The organism is Pontibacter sp. HSC-36F09, assembly GCF_024171605.1.
Lineage (GTDB): Bacteria > Bacteroidota > Bacteroidia > Cytophagales > Hymenobacteraceae > Pontibacter.
This window is the reverse complement of sequence record NZ_JALKAA010000006.1, coordinates 114621-135754: the sequence shown is the minus strand read 5'-3', so window position 1 is coordinate 135754 and position 21134 is coordinate 114621. Positions and strand designations below refer to the sequence as shown.

General features: G+C 49.0%; 24 protein-coding genes. 8 read left to right on the top strand and 16 right to left on the bottom strand.

The window, feature by feature from the left end; translation table 11 throughout:
* Positions 1–249 precede the first annotated feature (249 nt).
* From L1278_RS16640 to L1278_RS16620, 5 genes are all read right to left on the bottom strand, one after another.
* The gene (locus tag L1278_RS16640) at positions 250–720 is read right to left on the bottom strand and encodes a DUF1456 family protein (protein ID WP_253406148.1); all 471 of its coding nucleotides are present in this window, start codon (positions 718–720) and stop codon (positions 250–252) included.
* Positions 721–824: 104 nt separating this feature from the next.
* Positions 825–1307: a hypothetical protein gene (locus L1278_RS16635; RefSeq protein ID WP_253406147.1), complete on the bottom strand. Its 483-nt coding sequence runs from the start codon at positions 1305–1307 to the stop codon at positions 825–827.
* Between the two features lie 89 nt (positions 1308–1396).
* Entirely contained in the window at positions 1397–1753 is a 357-nt protein-coding gene (locus L1278_RS16630; protein ID WP_253406146.1) for a type II toxin-antitoxin system HigA family antitoxin, read from the bottom strand.
* A 10-nt stretch (positions 1754–1763) separates the two neighbouring features.
* The gene (locus L1278_RS16625) at positions 1764–2057 is read right to left on the bottom strand and encodes a type II toxin-antitoxin system HigB family toxin (RefSeq protein ID WP_253406145.1); all 294 of its coding nucleotides are present in this window, start codon (positions 2055–2057) and stop codon (positions 1764–1766) included.
* 183 nt (positions 2058–2240) lie between these two features.
* Positions 2241–2867 (bottom strand): hypothetical protein, encoded by a 627-nt coding sequence (locus tag L1278_RS16620; protein ID WP_253406144.1) that lies wholly within the window; start codon positions 2865–2867, stop codon positions 2241–2243.
* A gap of 259 nt (positions 2868–3126) precedes the next feature.
* Here L1278_RS16620 and mug point away from each other — a divergent pair, with 259 nt between their 5' ends.
* Positions 3127–3687, top strand: a complete 561-nt coding sequence (gene mug / locus L1278_RS16615) for a G/U mismatch-specific DNA glycosylase (RefSeq protein ID WP_253406143.1) — start codon at positions 3127–3129, stop codon at positions 3685–3687.
* Positions 3688–3711: 24 nt separating this feature from the next.
* Here mug and L1278_RS16610 read toward each other — a convergent pair whose 3' ends face one another.
* Entirely contained in the window at positions 3712–4167 is a 456-nt protein-coding gene (locus tag L1278_RS16610; RefSeq protein ID WP_253406142.1) for a DoxX family protein, read from the bottom strand.
* Between the two features lie 161 nt (positions 4168–4328).
* Here L1278_RS16610 and L1278_RS16605 point away from each other — a divergent pair, with 161 nt between their 5' ends.
* From L1278_RS16605 to L1278_RS16590, 4 genes are all read left to right on the top strand, one after another.
* Positions 4329–4931, top strand: a complete 603-nt coding sequence (locus L1278_RS16605) for a TetR/AcrR family transcriptional regulator (protein WP_253406141.1) — start codon at positions 4329–4331, stop codon at positions 4929–4931.
* A gap of 164 nt (positions 4932–5095) precedes the next feature.
* Complete coding sequence (locus L1278_RS16600) at positions 5096–6430, top strand: TolC family protein (protein ID WP_253406140.1); 1335 nt, start codon at positions 5096–5098, stop codon at positions 6428–6430.
* A gap of 19 nt (positions 6431–6449) precedes the next feature.
* Positions 6450–7595 (top strand): efflux RND transporter periplasmic adaptor subunit, encoded by a 1146-nt coding sequence (locus tag L1278_RS16595; protein WP_253406139.1) that lies wholly within the window; start codon positions 6450–6452, stop codon positions 7593–7595.
* Positions 7596–7631: 36 nt separating this feature from the next.
* Complete coding sequence (locus L1278_RS16590; protein ID WP_253406138.1) at positions 7632–10826, top strand: efflux RND transporter permease subunit; 3195 nt, start codon at positions 7632–7634, stop codon at positions 10824–10826.
* A 485-nt stretch (positions 10827–11311) separates the two neighbouring features.
* On the opposite strand, the gene L1278_RS16585 is transcribed toward L1278_RS16590, so the two are convergent.
* The 7 genes from L1278_RS16585 to L1278_RS16555 form a co-directional block, all read right to left on the bottom strand.
* On the bottom strand, positions 11312–11785 hold the full coding sequence (locus L1278_RS16585; protein WP_253406137.1) for a hypothetical protein: 474 nt from the start codon (positions 11783–11785) through the stop codon (positions 11312–11314).
* A gap of 59 nt (positions 11786–11844) precedes the next feature.
* Positions 11845–12315, bottom strand: coding sequence for a hypothetical protein (locus tag L1278_RS16580; RefSeq protein ID WP_253406136.1), 471 nt, complete (start codon positions 12313–12315; stop codon positions 11845–11847).
* A 290-nt stretch (positions 12316–12605) separates the two neighbouring features.
* Positions 12606–12833 carry a hypothetical protein gene (locus L1278_RS16575; RefSeq protein WP_253406135.1) on the bottom strand — a complete coding sequence of 76 codons (228 nt, stop codon included), beginning with the start codon at positions 12831–12833 and terminating at the stop codon, positions 12606–12608.
* Positions 12834–12949: 116 nt separating this feature from the next.
* Positions 12950–13141, bottom strand: a complete 192-nt coding sequence (locus L1278_RS16570) for a cold-shock protein (protein WP_253406134.1) — start codon at positions 13139–13141, stop codon at positions 12950–12952.
* A 243-nt stretch (positions 13142–13384) separates the two neighbouring features.
* The gene (locus L1278_RS16565; RefSeq protein WP_253406133.1) at positions 13385–13666 is read right to left on the bottom strand and encodes a circadian clock KaiB family protein; all 282 of its coding nucleotides are present in this window, start codon (positions 13664–13666) and stop codon (positions 13385–13387) included.
* Positions 13667–13728: 62 nt separating this feature from the next.
* Complete coding sequence (kaiC, locus tag L1278_RS16560) at positions 13729–15192, bottom strand: circadian clock protein KaiC (RefSeq protein WP_253406132.1); 1464 nt, start codon at positions 15190–15192, stop codon at positions 13729–13731.
* A 284-nt stretch (positions 15193–15476) separates the two neighbouring features.
* Positions 15477–16043: an AraC family transcriptional regulator gene (locus L1278_RS16555; protein ID WP_253406131.1), complete on the bottom strand. Its 567-nt coding sequence runs from the start codon at positions 16041–16043 to the stop codon at positions 15477–15479.
* Between the two features lie 458 nt (positions 16044–16501).
* Between L1278_RS16555 and L1278_RS16550 the strand changes: the two genes are divergently transcribed.
* A complete protein-coding gene (locus L1278_RS16550; protein WP_253406130.1) occupies positions 16502–17803 on the top strand; it encodes a DUF5690 family protein in 1302 nt (433 codons plus the stop codon).
* Positions 17804–17845: 42 nt separating this feature from the next.
* Here the strand turns inward: L1278_RS16550 and L1278_RS16545 are convergent, their stop codons facing one another.
* Together L1278_RS16545 and L1278_RS16540 are read right to left on the bottom strand one after the other, a co-directional pair.
* Positions 17846–18217, bottom strand: coding sequence for a hypothetical protein (locus L1278_RS16545; RefSeq protein ID WP_253406129.1), 372 nt, complete (start codon positions 18215–18217; stop codon positions 17846–17848).
* Positions 18190–18486, bottom strand: coding sequence for a hypothetical protein (locus L1278_RS16540; protein WP_253406128.1), 297 nt, complete (start codon positions 18484–18486; stop codon positions 18190–18192). The genes L1278_RS16545 and L1278_RS16540 overlap by 28 nt, the downstream gene beginning before the upstream one ends.
* Positions 18487–18615: 129 nt before the next feature.
* On the opposite strand from L1278_RS16540, the gene L1278_RS16535 reads away from it, so the two are divergent.
* Positions 18616–19239, top strand: coding sequence for a TetR/AcrR family transcriptional regulator (locus L1278_RS16535; RefSeq protein WP_253406127.1), 624 nt, complete (start codon positions 18616–18618; stop codon positions 19237–19239).
* Positions 19240–19325: 86 nt separating this feature from the next.
* On the opposite strand, the gene L1278_RS16530 is transcribed toward L1278_RS16535, so the two are convergent.
* Positions 19326–19826 carry a DUF421 domain-containing protein gene (locus L1278_RS16530; protein ID WP_253406126.1) on the bottom strand — a complete coding sequence of 167 codons (501 nt, stop codon included), beginning with the start codon at positions 19824–19826 and terminating at the stop codon, positions 19326–19328.
* Between the two features lie 419 nt (positions 19827–20245).
* Here L1278_RS16530 and L1278_RS16525 point away from each other — a divergent pair, with 419 nt between their 5' ends.
* On the top strand, positions 20246–21109 hold the full coding sequence (locus tag L1278_RS16525) for an SDR family oxidoreductase (protein WP_253406125.1): 864 nt from the start codon (positions 20246–20248) through the stop codon (positions 21107–21109).
* Positions 21110–21134 lie beyond the last annotated feature (25 nt).

Genomic DNA, 21134 nt, shown 5'->3' with positions numbered 1-21134 from the left:
AATTGGGCAGGAAAGGGCCAAGATTAGCGGCATTTCTATTGTAATTGTATGGCCGGTGCTGATCGCGGGTATGCACTAACCAAGGAAGTAGTATGGAGAAAGGAGCCTCCTGAATGCCGCTCATTTATATGTAAATTTCCCTGTAAGCCAATTTTCGGCCAAATTAAGGATATTTTTTTGAGATGGGTAGGGGAGAACAGGTTTAGGCTTCTACTAAGTTTTGTGCATTTTGCGGGTTTTAAAACTATCTTATTTACCTGATTCAGGTTGGTGCTTTAGTTGCAAGCCGTGTAGGAAGTTGCGCAGAATCTGGTCTTGGAGCGGGCGGTAATGCTGGTGGTCGGGTTTGCGAAAAAAGGCGCTGAGTTCGTGCTTGCTTAAACGGAATTTTACCAGCTCCAGAATAGCCAGGATGTCTTCGTCTATCAGGTTCAGGGCAATTTTGAGCTTACGAAGTATGATGTTGTTATTCAGTTTGTTTTCGGGCTTAGGTTGCTCGCTTTCCTTTTTGCCGCGTTTCTCGTTTATAAAACCATTGAGAAAAGCAGCCAGGTGCAGGTCGCTCATTTCCTTAAACCCGGGCTCATCTTCCTTTTTCATCCACTCGATGGTTTCTGAGCGGGTTACCTGCTCTCCCCCAGACTTAAAAAGCTCCATCAGCTTAGTGTCATTAAAATCAAATGTATAGCGGAGCCGGCGTAAAATATCGTTGTTGTTCATGTTTATACTTTGAATGATTTCTTTATATATACCGCCTTAGCGTTACTCGTGCAGCCGAAGCCCGTAGCGTAGCAAGGGTTAAGGCCGCACTGGGTCGGGCAGAGTTATTTTATCTTCTTGAAATCACCGATCCTTTTGTAATCTTCAGCTGATATTTCTTCCCATTTATTATTTCTTAGAAGCACGATAGAGGAAACTGCTAATTGCCCATCTTTCTTTCTTAATCTCCAAACTGAAGTAGGCTCAGATTTTTTATAGTTGTCTACTTCAAATTGGGCTTCTACAATTGCAATGTTAATCGTGTCCCCTGAGATAGAGTAGTTCGCATCGAAATGCCAGTCCATTTCACAGTCATATAGCACCACTTCTCTATTGCTTAAGAAGTGAAGCGAATCGCTGCAACTTCCGAGAGGGCTTGTTATTGTATTCACCCATTTAGTATCAACAATCTTTGACTTTTCATTCATGGCAGGTCCAGCAAGCTCAAAGTTTTCATCTGCCTTTTCTTCTTGCTGAGGTTCTGGTTCAACACATGAAGCAAGTGAAGCGAAGGAGATAATTAATAGGTAAATCAGCTTTTTATTCATGATTACAATTATGCCCAACGGTTGGTATATGCATAGCCCACAGCGTAGCGAGGGATTTGTATATACAGTGTTAGAAGTGTGTTTTTCTTCTAGTATTCCTGAATAAGCACATTTGTCGGAATATTCAAAGTCTTATGCAGATTCCTTATCATTTCGAGTGTGAGTTTCCTTTTTCTGTTTAATACTTCACTTACCCTACTCTTGAAACCCAGCACTTCGGCTAAGTCCTTCTGCTTTATTCCAAGCTGCTCCATTCTGAACTTTACTGCTTCAATCGGGTCCGGTGCTTCAATTGGGAAATACTCCTTTTCGTAGGAGTCAATCAGGAAAGAGAGTATTTCCAGTTCATCGCCATCCTGGGTGTCTGGTTCTGCGTCAAATATCTCCTCCAGCCTTTGCAAGGCCAATTGGTAATCTTCTTCTGTTTTTATCAGCTTAATATTCATTTCTTTTTCTTTAAATTTTAGTAGCGTCAACCTTGTCGTATTCAGCATGTGTTCCGATGAACCGTATCCAGACTACGCCATATTTGTAGTTGATTCGGACGATTAACCTATAGTTGTTCCCCTTTATGTTAAAGACCATTCTGTTATCCTCCAGTATACTAGCTGATGGGTAGTCTTTCTTAATGTCATTAGGGGACTTCCAGTCAGCCTGCTCTGCTTCGTTATACCAAGCTTTTAGCTGCTGCTCACTATCGGCGTGCTTCTCCCAAAAATCCCGCAGTGTCCGTTTTGCTATTACTCTCACCCCTTTAATTTAGAACCCAAATATAAAGAAAAAAGTTACCATCACGGTAACTTTAAGATTAAATTTTAGTTTAAATCTTTTCTAACGGCTTTGCTATAAGGTGGCGTAGCTAACTTATAGATTTTGTTAGGCCGATTAATATTTCTACATGTTATAATAATCTGGTGCACTGCATTTAAGCAATCAATACACTTTAAACAGGTAGTGAATGTTGGGTATATCTACATTTGGATCATTTATAAATGGCTCCAAATAGTACATGTGTGGATCTGTGTTAGTAACAGTTATATCGAAAGCTGCCCTTGTACATTTGTCTCCTGCCGTCTTTCCGTTGCTGATGCCATATCCTATGACCAGCGAGTATATCCCTTTCTTTTTAGGAATGAGCCCAACCTTCAACACATATTCACCTGCTTTCTCTGCATATAAAAGCTGCTGCACCCTTTCAGGTGATGGAATCTCCTTGGAATTGTAAATTCTGCCATCAACACTGAAGTAGTCAAAGTTAGAGACTACACCTACTATTTTGTTCGTTCCTGATATTAATTCGCGGATATTTACTAAGCTGTGAATCCCTGTAGAGTTGCTATAGTCTACTGGTTCCTGTCCGCCAACTGGCACCATAGTAGATGGGAACTCAGATACTAAATACAGGGTGTCTCCTACCTGTATGCTGTCCTGCTTTGGGGTAAAATGGGTAGTAATTGCAAAGGTGTAGGAAGGATCAGGATTAAAGCATGGAGGATCGGGGCAACCAGTTAAGGTCAGTGCTGCCACAAAAGAGAGCATGTAGAGTAGTCTTGTTTTCATATAAGTAGAGTAGTTCTGTGGCTTATTCCCTTTGATTTTGTAACTCTTATTGGGCCTAACTATAGTATAGTAGGAATACTACTCCTGCTATACTCCAAATCTAGCAGATAAACGGAATAACGCACCCACTTCAGTATAGCTAATTACCTGCCTGCAACCTTTAATTCATCCTAGATCGTCCCAACTTTACTGCTTGAAAACCATGCTATACCTAGCCCCGGATATAACTACAATCGCTAAGCCGCAGTAAAGAACAGGTATGCAACCTCAAAAACGAAGACCTACCAAAGAAGAACTGGCGGCGGCAAACGGGAGAACCTTGCCTGATATCGTAGCGCCCAACCTCAAAGTCCTTTTCTGTGGCATCAACCCGGGGCTTTACACGGCGGTAGTCGGGCATCACTTCGCCCGGCCGGGTAACCGCTTCTGGCCAACCCTGCATGCGGCGGGTTTCACCCCCCGGCTATACCTGCCCAAAGAAGAAAGTAGCCTTTTAGACCTGGGTTTCGGAATTACTAACATTGTGGACCGGGCCACGGCAAATGCCGCTGAGTTGTCAGCCGTGGAGTTGAAAGAAGGGGCACTTAAGCTAGAGGAGAAAGTGATCGGGTACCAGCCGCAGGTGCTGGCTTTGCTGGGTATATCCGCCTACCGCGTGGCTTTCGGGAAAGCATCTGCAGGTATAGGAATGCAGGAACAGAGCATCGGGAACACCAGGCTGTGGGTGCTGCCTAACCCCAGCGGCCTGAACGCCCATTTCCCGCCACGGAAGCTTGCCGAGGTATACCAAGGGCTGCGCCTCTTTGTCGATTCGCTCTAGATAGATTCGAACTTAAGCCGCAGCTTATACCTGCGGTTGCTTGGGTCGCAGCACCTTGTTGTCGATGGAGTAGCGGCCGGGCCCCTTGATCATGAAGAACAGGATAAGAGCCGTGAAGAAGATAGTCAGCATCAGCTCGGTATTATCCAGCTGAATGCCACTTTGCTGCGGACCCACAATCAGCAAAGCGCCAATCAGGATCGGGATCTGGCAGAGCAGTGCCAGGCGCGTGAGCATCCCGAAAGCGATCATCAGGCCGCCTACTATGTGCACCATGCTGGTGAGTATATGTGCCTTGCCTGTCTGGGTTATGTCGTTCCCGGCGCTGAAGAGTTGGAAGACGTCTGTGATGTGCTCCAGAAAAAACACGCCTTTTACGAACAGGAACAGACCGAGAATGATTCTGAGTCCATCCATCCAAACGGGATTGTTGGCGCTGTTGATACGGTGGCTGTGGCGGAATTCATGTGTAAGTGCCATGGCTGTATGATTTAATTAAAAAATGCGCTATAGCTATATTTACGTTCCCAGATGCAATCCCGTTTATTTACCATGCTTCCGGAGTTGTTTGACCAGAAAATTCAGCTTTTCGACGGAAATGCTTTTACAATTGTAGATACAACTGTAGCTTTGCAAACCGAATGAACATTCAATTGGAGGTAGTGTCTATGGAGCAGATGTCGGATAAGAAGAGGGCCATATTTAAAAGCACGATGGAACTGGTCCGGGAAAACGGCTTCCATGGCACGCCTATGAGCATGGTCGCCAAGCATGCCGGGGTGGCGGCGGGCACGATCTACCACTACTTCGAAAGCAAGGAACATTTGCTTCGTGAGTTGTTTAACTACGCGCAGCAGCAGGCTGTTGCCGTGGTGGAGCGGGAGAGTTCGGCTGACATACCTTTCAAAGAGTGCTTTTTTAAGCTCTGGACCGGGCTCTATACCTTTTACCACGACAATCAGGATATGCTTAGGTTCTTCGAGCAGTTTGTGAACTCGCCTTACCATGCCAGTGTGCCACCAGTAGAGGAAGACAGGTTCTATACCTTGCTGTTCGCCTTTTTTGAGCGCGGCATCCGGGAGAGCGAGTTGAAAGAGGTAAGCCCCAAGATTCTGGCCACGCTCACCCATAGCAGTATCATTTCGATGGCCAAAATGACGGCCAGCGGTAGACTCCATTTCGACAGAAAAGAGCTGCAGCAGATACAACAGTTGCTCTGGGATGGCATTGCTATCATTCGTTAGTGGTGGCTCCCAAGGCAAAAAAGTGTAACTCTATTAATGTTTAAACAATAAACTCAATTGCCAAAATGAAGCATGAAAACAATAACTAAAGCTGCAGAATTACCATCGGTTGCCACATCTACACGTTTAATACTCATCTAAAAAGCTGAACACCAAACGCATACATGAAATTAAAGCTATATTTTAAACATTTGCTGATTGCCTCCCTGCTGGTGCCGGGCACTCTGTTCGCACAGGACAGCAAGAATGTGGCCACAGCAGATAGCCTGACGCTGGAGCAGGTTGTGAACTACGCGCTGGAGAACACAGCGGCCATGGAGCAGGCGCTGATCGACGAACAGATCGGCGAAAGGGAGATCAGGGCCAGCCTGTCGGGATGGTTTCCGCAGATCAGTGCCAATTTCGGGGGCACTTACAACATCAAGCGGCAGCAGCAGCCAATCGGGGGGGAAATCATCACCTTCGGGCAGAAATACAACTCCAACATAGCGCTGCAGGCCACCCAAAGCATTTTTGACAACAACCTGTTTCTGGCTTCCAAAGCTTCCCGCTCCCAAAAATTACTACTGGACCAGCAAGTGATCGATACCCGCATCAACACGGTAGTGGAGGTGAGCAAGGCCTATTACAACGTGTTGCTCACCAAGGAGCAGTTGCGCATCCTGGATCAGAACATCTCGCGCCAGGAAAAACAGTACAACGATGCCCGCAGTCGCTACGAGGTAGGCATTGTGGACAAGACAGACTACCAGCGTGCCGCCATCACCCTGGCCAACATCCGGTCAGACCGCAAGCGGGTTCAGGAGAGCATTAAAGCCAGCCTGGCCTACCTGAAGCAGCTGATGGGTTACCCTGTGGAGCAGGAACTGAACCTGACCTACAATTACGGCCGAATGGAGCAGGAGGTACAGGTAGACACTACCGAGCTGATCGCCTTTGACAGAAGAATAGAACTGCAGCAACTGCAGACGCAGCGCGACCTGCTGAAGCTGAACACGGCCTACAACCGCTGGAGCTTCCTGCCAACTGTTTCCGCTTTTGCCAATTACAACCTCCTCTACTTCAACAATGACTTCGCCAACCTGTATAACCAGCACTTCCCGAACTCGTCAGTAGGTATACAGGCGTCTCTTCCGATCTTTCAGGGCACCAGAAGGCTGCAGAACCTGAAGATCGCGCAGCTGCAGGAAGACCGCCTGGATGTGCAGATCGAGGATACGCGCAGAGCCATCAACACCGAGTACCAGACGGCACTGGCCAACTACAAAGGTGATTACACAGAGTGGCGCACGGTGCAGCAGAACCTGGTGATGGCCGAAGAAGTGTATGAGATCATCAAGCTGCAGTACGACGAGGGCGTGAAGGCCTACGTGGACCTGATCGTGGCCGAGACGGAACTGCGCACTACCCAACTCAACTACTACAATGCCCTTTACAGTGTGCTCTCCAGCAAACTAGACCTGCAGCGAGCCCTGGGAAACATAGACATCAACCGATAAAAATCAGAGAATCAGGACAATGAAGAATAAGTACACCTGGCTGTTTGCAGCCATCATCAGCCCAACTATGCTTGTGTCTTGTGGCGGTGACGATGCCGGACAGCAGCAGATGAACCCAATGGCCATGGCCGTTCCGGTCAATACGATTCAGGTTAAACAGCAAAGCGTGACAGGCCGCGATACCTACCCGGCTACGGTCGTGCCGCTGCAGGAAGTCGAGTTACGTCCGCAGGTATCGGGCTATATCACCAACATCTTTGTACAGGACGGGCAACGCGTCAAAAAAGGGCAGAAGCTCTACGAAATAGACCAGAACAAATACCAGGCAGGTATACAGCAGGCACGGGCTAGCCTGCAGAGCGCCAAGGCTAACCTGGCCCGCGCCGAAAAGGACCTGGAGCGCTACGAGCGCCTGGCCGAGCGCGACGCCATTGCCAAACAGCAGGTAGACTACGCCCGCACCGAAGTGCAGACCGCCCGCGCCCAGGTGGCGGCCGCGCAGGCACAGGTAAGCAGCGCGTCCACCGACCTGAGCTACTCGGTGATCAATGCGCCCTTCAGCGGAACCATTGGCATCTCGCAGGTAAGGGTAGGGGCACAGGTATCCCCCGGACAGCCTTTGCTGAACACCATTTCTTCATCAGACCCGATCGCGGTTGACATTGTGATCAACGAAAGCGAGCTCGGCCGCTTCACTAACTTGCAGCAGGGCAAACAGCCTGACTCACTTTTCACTATTCGCTTTAACAACGGCGAGCAGTACAAGCACAGCGGCAAACTAGTCGCCATCGACAGGGCCATTGGCCGCCGCTCAGGCACCACGACGGTGCGCGTGCAGTTTCCGAACCCGGACGAAAGGCTTGTACCAGGTATGACCGTGAGCCTGAACGTCCTGAACCAGGACCTGGGTGAGCAGGTCGTAATCCCACTCAAGTCGGTGTCGGAGCAGTTGGGCGAGTACTACGTGTATGTGGTGCAGGGCGACTCGGTGGTGCAGCAGAACGTGCAGTTGGGTACCCGTGTGGATGGTGACGTAGTAGTGCGCGAGGGCTTGAAAGAAGGACAGCAGATCGTGACCGAAGGTATACAGCGCCTGCGCCAGGGAGCCAAAGTACAGTTGGGTGGACCTGAACAGAGCAAGCCACAGACAGGAGCCGCAAAATAATTGGAAACAGGTCTTTCAGAGGAATAATCAGACATTATGATTTCAGACGTATTTATAAGAAGGCCCGTTACCGCCATGGTGATCTCGATTGTGATCGTACTGGTGGGTGTGCTGGCTATGTTAAATTTGCCCGTAACGCAGTACCCGGATATTTCGCCGCCCTCGGTTTCTGTTTCGGCTAACTACACGGGTTCGGATGCGCTAACGGTAGAACAGGCGGTTGCCACACCGATCGAAACACAGATCAACGGTTCACCGGGCATGGCCTATATCTCGTCCACGAGTACCGGTACCGGCCAGATGAACATGTCGGTGACGTTCGAGATTGGAACCGACATTGATATTGCCACGCTGGATGTACAGAACCGCGCCAGTATTGCAGAGCCGACCCTGCCGGAAGAAGTACGCCGACTGGGCGTGACCGTGCGTAAGCGTAACCCGAGTATCATGATGGTGATCGGTATCTATTCGCCGAAGCGCACCCACGACATCCAGTTCCTCGACAACTACACCAACATCTTCATCAAGGATGCCTTGATGCGTGTGAATGGTGTGGGCGATATCTTCTCGATTGGCCAGGACTTTAGTATGCGTATCTGGCTGCAGCCGGATAAACTGGCGCAGTACAACATCGGGGCCAGCGAAGTGACGGCAGCTATCCAGGAACAAAACTTGCAGGTGGCCGCTGGCTCGGTAGGTAACTCACCACAGTACAGTTCGCAGGCATTTCAGTACCCGATCACGGTAACTGGCCGTTTGCAGACCCAGGAAGAGTTCGGTAACATTATTGTGCGCACCAACCCTGCCGATGGTTCGATTGTGTACATGCGCGATGTAGCGCGGATTGAATTCGGCCGCTTTGATTATGGCCGTGAAGCCAAGATCAACGGCAACCCGGCCACGATGATGCTGATCTACCAGGCGCCGGGCAGTAACGCCCTGGATACTGCCGAGGGAATCTACGCCGCACTGGATGACCTGAAAGAGACTTTCCCGGCGGATGTGGACTACATCGTTTCGTTTGAGACCGTATCAGTGGTGCAGGTGTCGATCAATGAAGTGGTGCTGACGCTGATTGAAGCGCTCATACTGGTGATCATTGTGGTGTTTCTGTTCCTGCAGAGTTGGCGGGCTACGCTCATTCCGATCCTGGCTATACCTGTGTCTATCATCGGTACTTTCATCTTCTTCATTCCGCTCGACTTTACGATCAACACACTGACGCTTTTCGGCTTCGTGCTCTCGATTGGTATTGTGGTGGACGATGCTATTGTGGTGGTGGAAGCGGTGCAGCATAACATCGACCATGAGGGGCTTTCTGCGAAAGAGGCTACCCGCAAGGCCATGAAAGAGATTACGGCACCCGTAATCGCCATTGCGCTCATACTGGCAGCCGTGTTTATACCGGTGGGCTTTATACCAGGTATAGTGGGTCGCCTGTATCAGCAGTTTGCCATCACGATCGCTATTTCGGTACTGATCTCGGCGTTTGTGGCGCTCACCCTGACGCCGGCACTTTGCGCACTCATGCTGAAGCCAATGAACGTGGATAAGGATTCACGCGGCATCAACAAGTTCTTCTACCGTTTCAACAATTGGTTTGCCCGCACAACAGAATCCTACTCTGGAGGGGTGCGCAGAAGCATTAAAGCGACACCGCTGGTGCTCATTCTGCTGGTTTGCCTCTATGTAGGCACTTTTGGACTATTTGTAAACAAACCGACAGGCTTTATACCTACTGAAGACGAGGGCCGCATGTTCGTGTCGGTGGAATTGCCTGAAGGAGCCTCCACCAGCCGTACATCCGCTGTTCTGAATCAGGTAGCCGAACAGATGGCCACTATTCCGGCTATCCGCAACTCTACCTCGATTGCCGGCCTCAACGCAATCAACTTCTCGTTCAAATCGAACAGTGGTACTTTCTTTGTGCAATTGCAGCCCTGGGATGAACGACAGGATGAATCGGAGCACCTGGAGGGCGTCATGGCTGAGCTGCAGCAAAAGCTGTCAGGTATAAAAGAAGCCAATATTCTGGTGGTGGCGCCGCCGGCTATACCTGGTCTGGGCGCTTCGGGTGGTTTTACGTTTGTGTTGCAGCAACGCAAGGCCGGCGATGTGAAAGAGTTGGAGCAGGTAATGGGGCAGTTCCTTGGGGCAGCCAACCAGCGTCCTGAAATTGCCATGGCCTATAGCTTCTTTACAGCCAAAACGCCGGGTTACCACGTCGATGTGGACCGCGAGAAGGCCAAGCGCCTGGGCGTGAGCATTTCCGATGTGTACGCCACCATGTCCACGTACATGGGCAGCCGCTACGTAAACGACTTCACGCGCTACGGCCGTAACTTCAGGGTGGTGGCGCAGGCCGATACCGCCTACCGTATGGACATCGAAAGCCTGAAGCAGTTCTATGTGATGAACCGACAGGGGGAATCTGTTCCGCTGAGTGCTCTTGTAACTACCCGTGTGGTGGAGAATGCCCCTGTGATTTCGCACTTTAACCTGTTCCGCTCCGTGGATATAAATGGTAGTGCAGCGCCGGGCTATAGCTCGGGTCAGGCGATTCAGGCCCTGGAGGAAGTGGCAGAGCAGGTATTACCTGCAGGCTATGGCTACGAATTCTCCGGCCTGAGCCGTGAGGAGATTGCAGCAGGCGGCAGTACGATCTACATTTTCTCTCTTTCGATCATCCTGGTGTTGCTATTGCTGGCTGCCTTGTACGAGAGTTGGTCAGTTCCATTTTCCATCCTGTTTGCCATTCCGCTGGGTATGTTCGGGGCTATACTTGCCCTAACACTACTGCCTAAGCTGGACAACAACGTGTATGCGCAGGTGGGTATGATCACGCTGATTGGTCTGGCAGCCAAAAACGCCATTCTGATCGTGGAATTTGCCAAGGAACGGGTTGACCGGGGTATGGAACTGATCGAAGCGACGATCGAAGCTGTGAAGCTGCGTCTGCGGCCGATCATCATGACCTCGCTCGCCTTTATTCTGGGTGTGGTTCCGCTGGCTTTGTCTACCGGTGCAGGTGCCGTTTCGCGTCAAACCATTGGTTGGGTAGTTATTGGCGGTATGCTAGCTGCTACCTTCCTGGCGATCTTCGTGGTGCCGGTACTGTACGTGGTGATCACCCGATTAGCCTACGGTAAAAAAGGCCTGGCCGAACTGCGCGCCAAAGGCGGAGACTTTCCGGATGAAGATGGTGGTGATCCTGCTTATGTGAATCGATAGTTTGTGTAGGCACAAGATCTAAGAAATTGAGTCTTTGATTTAGGAATAATTAAAAAGCCCCGACTGCTTGGCCGGGGCTTTTTGCCTGTACTTCAGACAGTAGGATTGAGCTATACCTATACCTTTGCCTCTAACGGCTTAGCGTTAGGCCCTCTCCATCCTGTTATTTGTCATCCCGAAAAGATCTTGGTACAGAGGACACAGCTGGCGCGAGCTTGCAGCTCATGCCTACACCTTTCCAAGCAGCTATACCTTCAGCAAGAGTAACAGTACGAGCTGCAAGCCCGCACTAGCAAAGGAATCTTCTTATGTGAGTTGATCGTTTATACAGGCACTAAATACAGGATTTAATATCCTGGTATAAACGCAAAGCCCCGGCCATACAACCGGGGCTTTGCGTTTATACTTTAGGCTGTGTGGTATATGCTATACCGGATTGGTGCAGCCGAAGCCCGAAGCGTAGCGAGGGTTAAGGCTGAACTTGATTATGCAGGGTTATTCTTAGTTACACCTTCTTTTCTTTCAGATATTTCTCTTACTGCTGCTTCCAGTTTAGGCAAGTCGCTCTCATTGGTCCTGAATCTGACTTCGTGAACTGTCTTACCTCTATAGAGAATCATCTTATCATAGCTGAACTGGAAGAGCATATAAGCCTGCCACCAGATTTCTCTTTGGGTTTTATCCTTATCTTCCCTGATTATTTCCACCTTGTCCAGATGCTTTAAGTCATGCTCTTCTTTGAAGGAGAGTGGTCTCAGGAAGTAGAACTTAGCTACTCCGTTTTCCAGATGTACCACGCAATCATAGTAACTAACCCAAACATGCAGCATAAGCCCTGACAGGATTCCTAAGCCAATCGCCAAAAGAGTGTTTTCTATAACATACCCAAGCAGCAGAGATAGAACTACTACTTTGAGAATTAGAGAATAAGTATTAGCTGGTATACCTGTTTTTACCATTCTATAATTTTAATACTGCATAACTATAACTATACCTATACCTGGTGAAGGTATAAGTTCTACTGCTTTACCTTCTCCATCAGCCGCTCTATCCAGAAGATCAGAAATAGGGCAATAAGGTTGATACCGATGAATTTTTGGCCGAGGTCGGTGCCGAAGCTGAAGTGAAAAGAGGAGAGGGCCAGCCTGAATTTGAAGATCCAGCCTTCCACCATGTCCACGCCCACCCCGATGCGCAGGCCTGCCACATACTGAAAGCCGTAGGCGCCGAATGAGAAGTACACGACCTGCAGCAACTGGTTGATGATAGAGAGCACCAGGCCGCGTCTGGGGTTACGGAAAAGCATGCGACCGCAAAGAATGGAGAAGATATAAAGTCCGCCGGCGAACAGGCCGATACGCAGGGCCGTCTGGTCTACGACCATTTCGCCGCTAAACATGACCCAAACGGTAAGGGCTATACCTAAGATGCCGCCAAGGATCTGGTAAAGCGCAATGGCTTTGATCTGATTTCTTTCAGGAGTATTCAAAGAAGTGCTTTTTCTGGTGTTTGATTTAAATTTGCTTATCAAAATTACAAATTTATATCCACCCGTTCAGCACAATTGTGAGGTTGTTGGGGAAGGCTTTAGTCCAGGTTGATTTTCCCTTAAGGGAGAGAGATATTGGGATGAGGCCATGCAAGCGGGCTTCGCTTTTAGTGTGGCTATTTTCTGTCTCTCTTTTTGTCCTGAACTAATCTTCAATAGGAAGTGACTAAAGCTTTGATAGAGGGAGCCCTAGTTGTTGTTAGGATGCTGCTTTTGTTACCGAGCCGCCGTTAATACTTGAACAATACGTTGGTGCCGTTGCGAATCCACTTTTCAAAAAAGGCATTGTCATTGAATTCTCCTGAAAGTAGCACGGAACCGCTTTCTGTTTCAGGCGTGCGCGTGCTCATAAAGTCAGGAAGAGAGTCCTGATTGTTAGGAATCCACTCCATTCCCTTTTTCAGAGCAACGCACAGATATTCATTTGTTTCGGTATCAACCAGGTACTTTCTGTTCATCTTTCGCGTATTTAAAGTTTATAGGTATACAAAAGCTGTGAGCGCTGAAAAGTAACTACAGCAGCAATAAAAAAGCCTTGCCGGAGGCAAGGCTTTCCTTTGAATATGGCTTAGAACTAAGCGCGCTTTACGTTAACCGCGTTTAATCCTTTTCGTCCTTCTTGCAGGTCAAAAGTCACTTCATCACTCTCTCTGATCTCGTCAGTAAGGCCAGAAACGTGTACAAAGTATTCCTGATCTGAATTTGTTTCTTTAATAAAACCGAACCCTTTCGAGTCATTAAAGAATTTTACTGTTCCTTTATTCATTCTTGTGTTTGTTATTATATACCTACTACATATCTGCAGGCATATACGTTCATTATTTCTTACAATGTACGATAAACAAATTACAAAACCTTGACTTGATCGAACTTCTTCGCAAATAAATCAGCGTCATGGTAGAGGGATACAGAGTAGGTGAAATGAATGAAGGCAAAATAAAGGTCTTCCTGAAGAGCAAAAGCAATGCACTTTCCGGATGGATCTGAACACTGTCCATCCGTCCTTATTTTATTTGTGCATGCTCGAAATACCCAATCCGGCTAACACGCGACTCCTGACATTTAAAGCTCCTATGATGCGGTTGACCGGTGCTGGCTCCATTCTGATGAGGGTAGGTATAGCAATGATGCCCGCCTCTTCCGCCTTATCAGGATCTTTCTGGATATCGACTATTTCGAGCTGATAATTACCATTTAAGTTTTCCCTGCAAATTTTAAGAAGCGTGTCCACAGCCTCGATGGAGTTTAGGCTGTGTCCGTTAATAAAGAGCTGAAATACATGCATGCTCATTTGTTTTTCTTGGCTAAAAGCTCCGGAAGTAACCGGCTACTATGGGTGTACTGTCGTCAAAATTACTCTAGCTTGATCAGCATGGGGTTACCCGTCAGGATACCACTGATGCCCTCGAAGTGCTTGCCTATGTTTGCGCCCTTGTCCGAGATCGTAAACTTGCGGATAGCAGAATCGTGTTTGGATCCGCGCATCTTCAGCACGGCGATGCTTCGTTGCATCTCACCCGACATCTCGACATAGCGCAGCAGGATGATGGTGTCCGTGATAGGAGAGATATTTCCTTCTGTGTCGGATGTGCCACCAGCCAGCAAGGGCGTGTTAGACGTGAACAGGCCTGTAATTTCCTGGTGCTTCAGGTATGCCGTGAAGGCGATGATAAACTCCCGGAAACCTTTGTCGGATGATGCGCGCGATAATGCCGATAAGCTGTCGATCGCGATTCTGTCGGGCTTGAAGGTTTTTACAATTTCCTGGATGTTGATGAAATGGTCTTCCAGAGAGGAAATCTCAGGATACACACAGATCACTTTCAGCAGTCCTTCGTCTTCCAGTTGCTTGAAATCAATTCCCCATCCAGTGGCGTTGCGGTATAGCTGTGCGCTGCTCTCTTCAAAAGCCATGAGCAGGCAGCGCTCTTTTTTCTCCCGGATACCGTTTATAAAGTTTGCCACCAGCAAGGTTTTGCCGGCTCCTATGGCCCCGGAAACGAGGTTGATGGAGCCTTTGTAAAACCCGCCGTCTATCATTTCGTCCAGTGCAGGTATACCGGAAGTAACCCGTTCAATAGAAGAGGTGTGCTTCAGGATCATGGCCGACAAGGGGATGATGACGATCGCCTTCTCCGCGTTTATGGTAAAGGGGTTTTCTCCTTTTTCATGATCGCTGCCCCTGAATTTCAGTATTTCGATGGTTCTCCTGCGCTTCTCGTTGTGCAGCACATTGCGGAGTATCACCACATTGTCCGTCAGGAATTCCTCTACCCCAAACCGCGTGATATTCCCATACTCCTCCAGGCGCTCCGCCGTGATGATGGACGTGGCGTTTAAGCGCGACAAGGTAAGCGCTACCTGTATCAGCTCCCGTCGGATGGTGTGTGTTTCTTCGTGGAACTGCGTGAAGATGCTGCCAATGGAGTCAATGACTACGCGTTGTGCATTGCACTTCATCACGGCTCTTTCCAGCCTTATTCTGAAGGCGCTCAGGTCAAAGTCCCCGACAGCAATAATGATCTCTTCTTTCGGGGCGGCATCCACAAATATCCACTTTCCTTCCTTTTCCCAGGTGTCAATATCCCAGTGAAAGCTCCTCAGGTGTTTGCGGATGTCGTCTACCTGCTCTTCAAAGGTGACAAAAACACCCGGCTGGTCGAACAACTGAATGCCCAGTGCCAGGAATTGTGCCCCAAACAATGTTTTAGCGCTACCAGAGCTCCCCGCCACAAGTGTAGTGCGGCCTATGGGCAATCCGCCGTGGGATATATGATCGAAGGATGCGTTTCCGGTTTCTAGTTTTTGAAGGTTCATAGGCAAACGTAAGCGGTTTGGGAAGTGGAGGTATGGTGCTGAACTCACAGGTCGAGGTGTTACCATGACAGGTAGTTTTAAAAATGCTTTATAAAATGCGATCCTTGTCCCCTGTGCGTTTACTCCTGCCCGGCATTACAACACCTTATGTTAGGATACTGGCCAGGGAAAATCAAACATGCGTGCAGTCACCCTGCAGTCTGATTCGGCAGGTATAGGGATGTACAAAGGTGAGTGTAATAGCAGGGAATACTTTACATACTTGTTCAAGTATGTATCAAATGTTACAGGTTTTCGAGCACACCTTCCCGCTTGTCTTTTATTTTCTTGTAAAACGTAGGTGAGAGGCCTGTCACCTTCTTAAACTGGGCGGACAGGTGGGCCACACTGCTGTAATGCAGGCGATGGGCGATCTCGGTCAGGGAGAGCTCATCATAAAACAGCAGTTCTTTCGCTTTTTCTATTTTATGGATGATGATGAATTGCTGAATGGTGATGCCCTTGACCTCTGAGAAAATGTTGGCCAGGTAGTTATAGTTGTAACCCAGTTTTTCGCTGATGTAAACCGAATAATTCACTTTCGGTTGCTCCTCCGACGCGTGGATCATATCGGTGATCAGCGTCTTGATCTTTTCGATCAGTTTGCTTTTGCTGTCGTCGAGCAACTCCAGTCCGGCCTTGCTCAGGTTCTCTTTCAGTTGGTTCAGCTGAATGTCGGTGATGTCTTTGTGGATTTCAACGATGCCAAGGTCAACCACCACATATTCTGATCGTAACCCGAGATTTATCAGCTCTTCCTGCACCAGCGCTTTGCAGCGGCTGCTGACCATGTACTTAATGTATAACTTCATTTACTGTGGTTAGGTGCATACTCAAATCCGGGAGTATGGTACGGCGTTTCTGCTGGGAAAATGCTGAGAACCTGGAGCGAGTGATGAGCAATGAGATCAGGTTTTTACACGAAGATGTAAAACAGGTTCTGGTAGTATATACCTAGTACGTTTGTTTCCTGATATTAATTCAGAAACTCCTCAAGTATATGCTGCAACCCCAATCTACGGAGTTTTAAGGACATTAAATTTTAATTCTTTTGGAGAGGGAGGGGATTAAGCCCTACATACTGTTGTATACCTGTGGTTCTGCTATACGTGGAACCAGGGTGTGGAATCGAGCGGAACTAACGCTGGTGGAGTGTTTCGTCATAAGAAAATGAAAACATTTCTGGCCGCCCATTTAGTAAATCCATCGCTAATTACTACATTCCCAATGCGAAAAGTAAAATCACTATGCAGGAAACGATCTACAAGGTATGGCAACGATGATAAACAAAAATAGCAGCCAGCTCAAAGTGGGGCTATACGCTGCGGTGGTGGTGTTCTTTGCCTATACCATGATCTTTGGCTTCCGGAAGTCTTTTACGGTGGCCACTTTCGATGGAATTGAAATTGCCGGGTATAGCTACAAAACGATCCTGGTCATCAGCCAGGTGCTGGGTTACCTGCTGGCCAAATTCTACGGCATCAAGTACATCTCAGAGCTCAAACGGACGGGCAGGGGAGGCGTCATCCTGCTCCTGACAGGTATAGCCTGGCTCAGCTGGCTGTTTTTCGCCCTGGTGCCACCACCTTACAACATCGCTTTTCTGTTCGTCAACGGGTTCCCGCTCGGTATGCTCTGGGGAGTCGTTTTCTCCTATGTAGAGGGAAGGCGAAGCACCGATTTCATCGGGGCCACGCTGGCGGTGAGCTTCATCTTCGCCTCCGGGTTCGTTAAATCCGTGGGTGCCTGGCTGATGGTGGAGTTTGGTATAACCGAGTTTTGGGTGCCGTTCTACACCGGTCTGGTCTTTGCCTTGCCGCTTTTGCTCTTTGTTTTCCTGATGGAGAAAATTCCGCCACCCAGCGAAGAGGACATTCAGCTGCGGACAGAACGCGCGCCCATGACCGAAGAAGACCGGAAAGGTTTTGTAAAGGAGTTCTTGGCTGGCATCGTGGTTTGCGTGCTCATCTACTGCTTTGCGACCATCTTCCGGGACATACGCGATAACTTTGGAGCCGAAATGTGGAAGGAACTAGGCTACTTTGACCAGCCTGCTATCTTCTCGAAAACAGAAACTCCGATCACCCTCATCATCCTGGTGTTGATCGGCAGCATGGTGCTCATCAAAAACAATTACAGGGCGCTGCAGACGGCGCACGTCTTTATCCTGCTAGGCTTTACGATCGCAGGCATTTCAACTGCGCTTTTTGCCGCTCAGTCCATGGACCCGGTTTGGTGGATGACGCTGGTTGGCCTCGGTTTATACATGGTGTACATTCCCTTCAACGCCGTCTTCTTCGACCGGCTGATCTCTACCTTCAAATATACCGGTAATGTGGGCTTCCTGATCTACCTGGCCGATTCGTTTGGCTACGTGGGCAGTGTGGGGGTCTTGTTCAGCAAAGAGATCTTCCAGGTACAGCTGAACTGGGTCACCTTCTTTTCCAACAGTGTGATCGGTCTCTCCGCCATCGGTGTTCTGCTGACGGCTTTTTCGATGGTCTATTTTGGCAGGAAGTATGAACAGCTGCGGGTGAAGGAAGCAAGCGCTGCTGAGACGGTGCAGGTATAGGTTTCCTGTTCCAACTCAGAAAGTAATGCCGTAGCACCTTTCTTACTTATTCAGAAACCGGTAAAAAATAATGCCACCTGCTGCGTATAGTACAGCATCTACCCAGTCAGAGGTATAGCGGGGCATGAACTTGGGGAAGAACACCTCGAAAGCCAGCGAGAAGTAGATTACCGTGAAAGCCACCTGGTACCAGGAAAAGCGCAACTGTGGGCCATAAAAGAAACGAAGTATAAACAACGTGGCGGTGAGCACCAGCGGCAGGCAAAGCAGATCATCCAGGTAATGCTGCACCCACCAGGTTCTCGGCAACCCGAGCCAGCGCCACACCAGATGCCCCAGGTATACGGCAAGTATCACCCAGAACAGTGGACGGAGGGTATGCCAACTCAGCCGGCCAGCAAGGCGATCAGCCACAGAAAGAACGAAATAATGGACACAAAGGCGATCTGAAATCCGAGGCCTATCCGTTTAAAGAATTTGATATAGCCAGGATCATCCGGGTTGATCTGGATGAATTCTATGGAAAGGCGCTTATCTTCCTTTTCACGGCGCTCTTGCCGGGCCTGCTCACGGTAAACAGCGACAGGGTCAAGCACACTGTGACAGTGCTCGCAACGGTCAGCAGGGTTTTGAGTCCAGCGGGACCACTGACCGCAGTTGGGACATTTTCTGCTCGCGCTCATAGGTTTTCAGGTAAGCAGCATTCCACATCCACTGATATTGAAATGCGAAGTGTTATTGAAATTGCACTCGCTCAAGTGAGCTAATGCAAAGGTAATAATTTTTTACTAATTTAGCTCCGAAGAGCTAACATGAAAGAAAGGATTATCAATCAGGCGGTGAAGGTCTTTAACCGCAAGGGCATCAGCAAGACCACGCTTCGTGCTATTGCCCGGGAGTTGGCGATCAGCGACGGCCACCTGCGCTACTACTTCAAGACCAAGGAAGAGCTTGTGCTAGCCACTTTCTCAGAGATGGAACAGGAGATAAGTTCATTCGCCGCAGGTACGGGTTACAGCGCTGTAAACGTACAGACTTTGGTGGCGCCGCTCACCGGCATTTACAGGGTCATGTACCGGTACGTTTTCTTCTTTGCTGAATCTTCGTCCATACTCGAGACATTCCCCAAAGTATACACGGCCTACGAGCAACTCATGCAAAACCGTCGGCGCATGTTTTTGGCGCTTTTTGAGCAATACAGGCGAGAGGGTGTATTTGAGGAAACAGTGGATGACCACTTGTTCCCGCTGTTGTTCGAGCAGGTGTTCATCCTGTCAGACAGTTGGGTACGGTATGCGCGGCTGCCGCAGTACAGTCATCTCAGCCAGGAAGAGCGCATTGAACATTATGTGGCCGTCACGGTGGCTTTGTTCCTGCCTCATTTCAATCCTGAACTCAGAAAGGAAGTTTCAGGATGGCTGAAGCAAGTTGGCTAAGTGCCTCCAGAAGTTTGACCCTGAATGAGTGGCGTGCCGTTTTTTTTTGGGAGGAGCAGGCGATGGAGAGAGAAAGGTGACGCACTTCAGCGGTCCCCATTTTTACTGATAAAGCTGATGTGCCCGTCTGCCTCCACATGAGCGGACTTGACATCCTTTACATTTTCTATACCTTCTCTGCGAAGATGTTCCATCAATTCCTCTTCTGTCAGAAACTCGCGTCGCATGTTTCGGCGCAGCAGTTTGCCGTCCTTCACCACGAGCAGTGCCGGGGAGGATACGAGTTTCTCTATAAATGGAGAATAATAGCTCAGGAAGTTGATAGCATAGTTCAGCACCATCAGTGTCAGGATAACAATAAAGCCTTCCGTAATGGACTTGTAGCCCCCGAGTGAGTGCGTTGTAGCTTCTGCAATAAGCACAACAAAGAGCAGGTCCATGGTCGCCAGTTCGCCGCCGGTTCTGCGTGGCACGATGCGCAGCAGGAACAATATGCCCAGGTATAAAACCGTGGTCCGCAGTACAAGCTCCAGTATAGGGGTTTCTATGCGGAAGAGTTCGGACAGGTTAATTTGCAGTAGCTCCATGTATGTTTAATGCATTGGTATTACGCCACTACCAGCGACGTTTCTAAACAGCGTTTCCCTCTACCGCATTTGGTTGCGGCTGAGGAGCAAAGCACTATATACGCCAGAGCAGCCAACCGGATACCATTAAGAAGATAGCAACGAGGTATACCTGCACCTAGCCTGGTGAGGATTGTGATGGTACCGCAGTAGAATAAACTGATCTTTTGGTTAATGCTCTCTCCTCAATTTGAGCGCCATGTCAGGCGCAATACCATCAGCGTATACGCAGTACGCATCAACCAGAACTCCCTTAACCATTTTAGGGTATGTATAATCCTAAGCTATACCCTTAAACACTGAATAATTATAGCGGGAGTTCTTCCTGATTACACGGATTCAGCGTACAAACTAATAGTCAAACCTAAACAACAAGTAGAATGAAAATAGGAATTACCGGAGCTACCGGGCACCTCGGACGCCTTATCGTAGCTAAAATGAAAGAAAAAGCAGCCACCGGTGACCTGGTTGCGCTCGTACGCTCCCCTCAAAAGGCAGCAGACTTGGGTATAGAGGCCCGTGAAGCTGATTATGACAAGCCTGAGACACTCCAGCGTGCCCTGGATGGTATAGATACCCTGCTGTTGATTTCAGGAAGCGAAGTGGGGAAGCGTGCCAAGCAACACCAGCACATCATCGATGCAGCCAAGCAAAATGGCGTACAGCGTATCGTGTATACGAGCTTGCTGCATGCCGACAACACATCCGTTAGTCTGGCAACAGAACACCGTGCAACAGAACAGGCCCTGAAGGCTTCCGGTATTCCTCATACCAACCTGCGCAACGGCTGGTATACCGAAAACTATACCGGTTCTATTCCGGGTGCTCTGGCCGGTGGGGCTTTTATTGGCAGCGCAGGAGAGGGTCGGATTTCTGGAGCCACGCGCGAAGATTATGCCGAGGCAGCAGTTGCCGTTCTGACCAGCGAAGGACATGATGGCAAGGTATACGAACTGGCCGGTGACGAAGCTTTCACCCTCAGCGAGTTCGCTGCGGAGCTATCCCGCCAGACAGGCCGTGAAATTCCTTACAAAAATCTGCCCGAGGTGGAGTATGCGGCCGCGCTTGCCAGCTTCGGTATACCTGAAGAAATGGCGAAGGCAATCGCCGGTTGGGATGTTTCCGTATCGAAGGGTGATTTGTTTGATGATAGCCGCCAACTCTCCAAACTGATCGGACGACCTACCACACCACTTTCCGTTGCAGTGGAAGATGCCTTGAAGCAGGCACCGAAGGCAGGATAGGTTTTTGCAAATGCGTTGAAAAGAA

Bases quoted from the DNA above. Each gene is read 5' to 3' on its own strand.
- L1278_RS16640 (WP_253406148.1), bottom strand. From the start codon at position 720: ATGAACAACAACGATATTTTACGCCGGCTCCGCTATACATTTGATTTT.
- L1278_RS16635 (WP_253406147.1), bottom strand. From the start codon at position 1,307: ATGAATAAAAAGCTGATTTACCTATTAATTATCTCCTTCGCTTCACTT.
- L1278_RS16630 (WP_253406146.1), bottom strand. From the start codon at position 1,753: ATGAATATTAAGCTGATAAAAACAGAAGAAGATTACCAATTGGCCTTG.
- L1278_RS16620 (WP_253406144.1), bottom strand. From the start codon at position 2,867: ATGAAAACAAGACTACTCTACATGCTCTCTTTTGTGGCAGCACTGACC.
- mug (WP_253406143.1), top strand. From the start codon at position 3,127: ATGCAACCTCAAAAACGAAGACCTACCAAAGAAGAACTGGCGGCGGCA.
- L1278_RS16610 (WP_253406142.1), bottom strand. From the start codon at position 4,167: ATGGCACTTACACATGAATTCCGCCACAGCCACCGTATCAACAGCGCC.
- L1278_RS16605 (WP_253406141.1), top strand. From the start codon at position 4,329: ATGAACATTCAATTGGAGGTAGTGTCTATGGAGCAGATGTCGGATAAG.
- L1278_RS16600 (WP_253406140.1), top strand. From the start codon at position 5,096: ATGAAATTAAAGCTATATTTTAAACATTTGCTGATTGCCTCCCTGCTG.
- L1278_RS16595 (WP_253406139.1), top strand. From the start codon at position 6,450: ATGAAGAATAAGTACACCTGGCTGTTTGCAGCCATCATCAGCCCAACT.
- L1278_RS16590 (WP_253406138.1), top strand. From the start codon at position 7,632: ATGATTTCAGACGTATTTATAAGAAGGCCCGTTACCGCCATGGTGATC.
- L1278_RS16585 (WP_253406137.1), bottom strand. From the start codon at position 11,785: ATGGTAAAAACAGGTATACCAGCTAATACTTATTCTCTAATTCTCAAA.
- L1278_RS16575 (WP_253406135.1), bottom strand. From the start codon at position 12,833: ATGAACAGAAAGTACCTGGTTGATACCGAAACAAATGAATATCTGTGC.
- L1278_RS16570 (WP_253406134.1), bottom strand. From the start codon at position 13,141: ATGAATAAAGGAACAGTAAAATTCTTTAATGACTCGAAAGGGTTCGGT.
- L1278_RS16565 (WP_253406133.1), bottom strand. From the start codon at position 13,666: ATGAGCATGCATGTATTTCAGCTCTTTATTAACGGACACAGCCTAAAC.
- kaiC (WP_253406132.1), bottom strand. From the start codon at position 15,192: ATGAACCTTCAAAAACTAGAAACCGGAAACGCATCCTTCGATCATATA.
- L1278_RS16555 (WP_253406131.1), bottom strand. From the start codon at position 16,043: ATGAAGTTATACATTAAGTACATGGTCAGCAGCCGCTGCAAAGCGCTG.
- L1278_RS16550 (WP_253406130.1), top strand. From the start codon at position 16,502: ATGGCAACGATGATAAACAAAAATAGCAGCCAGCTCAAAGTGGGGCTA.
- L1278_RS16540 (WP_253406128.1), bottom strand. From the start codon at position 18,486: ATGAGCGCGAGCAGAAAATGTCCCAACTGCGGTCAGTGGTCCCGCTGG.
- L1278_RS16535 (WP_253406127.1), top strand. From the start codon at position 18,616: ATGAAAGAAAGGATTATCAATCAGGCGGTGAAGGTCTTTAACCGCAAG.
- L1278_RS16530 (WP_253406126.1), bottom strand. From the start codon at position 19,826: ATGGAGCTACTGCAAATTAACCTGTCCGAACTCTTCCGCATAGAAACC.
- L1278_RS16525 (WP_253406125.1), top strand. From the start codon at position 20,246: ATGAAAATAGGAATTACCGGAGCTACCGGGCACCTCGGACGCCTTATC.